The organism is Amycolatopsis anabasis (assembly GCF_009765355.1).
Taxonomy (GTDB): Bacteria; Actinomycetota; Actinomycetes; order Mycobacteriales; family Pseudonocardiaceae; genus Amycolatopsis; species Amycolatopsis anabasis.
The window spans coordinates 1-3,618 of the sequence record NZ_VTHK01000136.1 but is presented as its reverse complement, the minus strand read 5'-3'; the positions used below and the strand labels follow the sequence as shown (position 1 = coordinate 3,618).

The 3,618-nt window shown below is 69.7% G+C and carries 5 protein-coding genes; 4 read left to right on the top strand and 1 reads right to left on the bottom strand.

Going from position 1 to position 3,618, the window contains the following annotated elements:
• Window positions 1-271: 271 nt before the first annotated feature.
• Window positions 272-1,174 (bottom strand): NAD-dependent epimerase/dehydratase family protein, encoded by a 903-nt coding sequence (locus FXO23_RS50305; RefSeq protein ID WP_158896279.1) that lies wholly within the window; start codon window positions 1,172-1,174, stop codon window positions 272-274.
• Window positions 1,175-1,196: 22 nt separating this feature from the next.
• On the opposite strand from FXO23_RS50305, the gene FXO23_RS50300 reads away from it, so the two are divergent.
• The 4 genes from FXO23_RS50300 to FXO23_RS50285 all read left to right on the top strand — a co-directional run.
• Complete coding sequence (locus FXO23_RS50300; RefSeq protein WP_158896277.1) at window positions 1,197-1,805, top strand: TetR/AcrR family transcriptional regulator; 609 nt, start codon at window positions 1,197-1,199, stop codon at window positions 1,803-1,805.
• Between the two features lie 182 nt (window positions 1,806-1,987).
• Window positions 1,988-2,227 (top strand): hypothetical protein, encoded by a 240-nt coding sequence (locus FXO23_RS50295; protein ID WP_158896275.1) that lies wholly within the window; start codon window positions 1,988-1,990, stop codon window positions 2,225-2,227.
• An 87-nt stretch (window positions 2,228-2,314) separates the two neighbouring features.
• Entirely contained in the window at window positions 2,315-2,926 is a 612-nt protein-coding gene (gene idi, locus FXO23_RS50290) for an isopentenyl-diphosphate Delta-isomerase (protein ID WP_158896273.1), read from the top strand.
• Window positions 2,927-3,111: 185 nt separating this feature from the next.
• The coding region (locus FXO23_RS50285) for a Clp protease N-terminal domain-containing protein (RefSeq protein ID WP_281356769.1) at window positions 3,112-3,618 on the top strand (507 nt) is incomplete at its 3' end.

Genomic DNA, 3,618 nt, shown 5'->3' with positions numbered 1-3,618 from the left:
GCCATGATCCACATCCTCACTCACACGAGGAGCCTCCATCAGACCCGGGGCGGTTCAGGTTCCCTTTGGCCTGCGGGGCAGACACGCATTGTCGCCGCCAACTCCCGGAACGGGGAACTCGGGCTACCGAAACGGGACACCGAGTTCCCCATCTCGGTAGGTGACCACCACCAGGCCTCCTCAGCGAGCCGGAAAACCTTCGGCGACGGCGACCGCGAACGCCTCCCAGCCGGAAGTTCTTCTGTTTTCGGATCAGAACCGCCCGCACCACTCACGACAGTGCTGCGGCGGTGGCGAGCCAGCCTTCCCGCGCGCTGGGGTAGCGCGGCGACCAGCCGGTCGCGGACCGGAACTTGGCGTTGCTGACGCGCAGGGAGCGGGTCAGCGAGGTGAGCCGATCGCCGAGGAGCAGCGCGGCCCGGCCGGGCCCGCGCACCCACGGGGTCTTGCCCGCGGCCGCGGAGAGCGCGGCGGCATAGTCGCGTTTGGACAGTGGTTCGTCGTCGACCACGTTGTACGTACCGGCGGGGGCGGCCAGCGCCGCGACCACGGCACTGGCCGCGTCGGCCAGGTGGATGGACGAGAGATAGGTGCCCGCCGGGCCCAGCACCAGGCCGATGTGGTGCCGGGCCTGCGCGAGGAACTGTTCGCTGTGCGCGGCGCCCGGGCCGTAGAACAAGCCGAACCGCAGGACGACCGCCGTCCCGCCGAAGCGGTTCGCGTTCGCCTCCGCCGCGTGGTTGCCCAGGGTGTTCGGATACCGGTCGACGGGGGAGTCCTCGTCGACCCAGTTCGCCCCCTGGTCGCGGTAGAGCATGCTGACCGACTCCTGGACCACCCGGCCGACACCGGCGGCCGAGGCGGCGTCGACGACGGCCGCCGAGCCCTCCTCGCGTACCCGGTTGTTGTTCCGCCACGCCTTGCCGCTCAGGAACCGCGCCGTCGACGGCAGCGCGGAAGCCAGGTTCACCACCACCTCGTGACCGGCGAAGGCCGCCGTCAGGGCGGACCGGTCGAACAGGGAAACCGAGACCGCGGTGGCGCCCTGCGCGGTGAGCGCGGCCGCCTTCTGCGGCGTCCGGGCCAGTGCGGTCACCGCGTGCCCCGCCTCGACCAGGGCCGGGATCGCGTAACCACCGATCGCGCCGGTGCCGCCCGTGACGAACACTCGCATAGTGAGAGAGTACTCTCTTACTATGGCGAGATCCACCCCCGGCGTTACCCGGCAACGCCTCATCGACGAGGCGATCCGGCTGTTCTCGACCCAGGGCTACGCCGCGACCTCGGTCGCCGACATCCAGGTCGCCTGCGGTCTGACCCCTGGCTCGGGCGCGCTGTACAAGCACTTCCCGTCGAAACGGGCGCTGCTCGAAGCGGCCGTGCACCGGCATTTCGAGAAGACGGCCGCGCGGAGCCACGCGGCCGTGGCGGCGCAGGACGAGGACGGCCGCGCGGCCCTGCGCCGCCTGGCGAACGTCGTCTGGGACGTGATCGACGGCGACCGCGACCTCATCCGGATCATGCTGCGCGAGTTCGACGGATTTCCCGAACTTTTCGAGCAGATGTGGCAGGGCGTGCTCGCGAACGCCTACGACCAGGGCGCCGCGTGGGTCAGCGCGGAACGCGAACGCGGCGCCCTGGACGTCGCCGATCCCGAGGCGACCGCGGCCGTGCTCCTGGCCTCGCTGACCTACTTCCCGCTGCTGCGGGTCCTCATCGGGCACACGCCCGGCGATCTCGATGCGGAACGGTTTCTCGCCGCCTGGACCGAACACGCCGCCAGCACCCTGAAGTTGCGCGGCTGATCCCCGTCGCCGATGTGGCTCCCATGGCCCTGACCAGGCATTGCAGGACTTCGAAAGGTTTTTGCAGGTTCTCCGCGCCAGGTTGGTCCCGGGGCACCGGGTCATCGCGATTGGGGAACGACTTGTCCAGGTTCAGCCGTGCACGCCGCCGGCCGCTGCCGACGCTGCGCAGGAGCGTCGCCGTGTTCTTCGCCGGGATCGGCTGCTTCGGGGGTGCCTTGTCCGCACCCGCCCTCGCGCTCGGCAACGACGTCCTGGCGGGGGTGGACGAGCACGGCTCGGCCACTCAGGGCGTCAGCACTCCGGTCGTGGTGTCGACGCGGAACGTCGTCACGGTGTTGGAGTTCTGGTCGGAGCACACCGCCACCCGCGGCGAATACCGAATCCCGTTGACAGTAAACGAAGTTCATTCGGTTGACTGAACGTTCTCGGCGATCGTCAATCGCGGCCGGGCGTGCGTGTAACGTGACCGGGAGTCTCGCCCGCCGTCACAGTATGGAGTGCTTTGCATGCCAACGGATCCCGGTTCGGACGAGCATATTCTCCTGGAACTCGTCGACGCGGGCGGTGGCACGATCGGCACGGCGGAGAAGCTTTCCGCGCACCGGCCGCCGGGGCGGCTGCACCGCGCGTTCTCGGTGTTCCTCTTCGACCGCGACGGGCGCATGCTGCTCCAGCGCCGGGCGCTGTCGAAGTACCACTCGCCAGGGGTGTGGTCGAACGCCTGCTGCGGGCATCCCTTTCCGGGGGAGCCGCCCGCGCGCGCGGCGGCCCGGCGCACGTCCGAAGAGCTGGGCGTCGCGCCGGTGCGGCTGGCCGATGCCGGCACGGTCACCTATCGGCTACCCGATCCGGATTCCGGGCTGGTCGAACACGAGTACAACCACCTCTTCGCGGGCGAGATCGATGCCGAACCCCGGCCGGACGGCTCCGAAGTGGTGGAGGTCGCGTTCGTCACGGCCGCCGAGCTGGCGGAGATGTCCGCGCGGCTGCCGTTCTCGGTCTGGTTCCCGATCGTGTTCGAAGCCGTGCGGCCCCGGTTGACCGGTTGGGGTGCCGAGTGGCGACGCGTCACTCCGGGAGTCCGCTTTCCGCGAACAACAGCGCCGCCGCGCGGCTGACCTGCGGACTTGACCCACGGCTTGACCTGCGGGTTTCTTGGATACCGTGACCAGATGTTCGTATCATGTGGAATGCCTGCCGCGCTCGCGGGATGACCGATGCGGGTCATCCGGGAAAGCTGGGGCGTAGGCAAGGCGGCGGGACCTCCCCGCCGGTGCGGTAGTCCGAGGAGTGCGAGATGGGGATGTTCGAGAGGTTCACCGACCGCTCGAGGCGGGTGGTTGTGCTGGCTCAGGAAGAAGCCAGGGCGCTCAACCACAACTCCATGGGGACCGAGCACCTCCTCCTGGGGCTGGTCCATGAGGGTGAGGGTGTCGCCGCCAAGGTGCTGGAGTCGCTGGGCGTTTCCCTGGAGAGCGTGCGGCGGGAGGTGGAGGACCTCATCGGCCGGGGGCGGAAGCCCGCGGGCGGGCACATGCCGTTCACGCCGCGGGCGAAGAAGGTGCTGGAGCTGTCGCTGCGCGAGGCATTGCAGCTGGGGCACAAGTACATCGGCACCGAGCACATGTTGCTGGGGTTGGTCCGCGAGGGTGAGGGTGTCGCCGCGCAGGTGCTGGTCAAGCTGGGCGCCGATCTGAGCCGGGTGCGGCAGCAGGTGCTGCAGTCGCTGTCGGGGTACGAGGGGGAGGAAGCCGCCGAGGCCGGTGGCGGCCGCGGCGAGGGCACCCCGTCGTCCTCGCTGGTGCTGGAT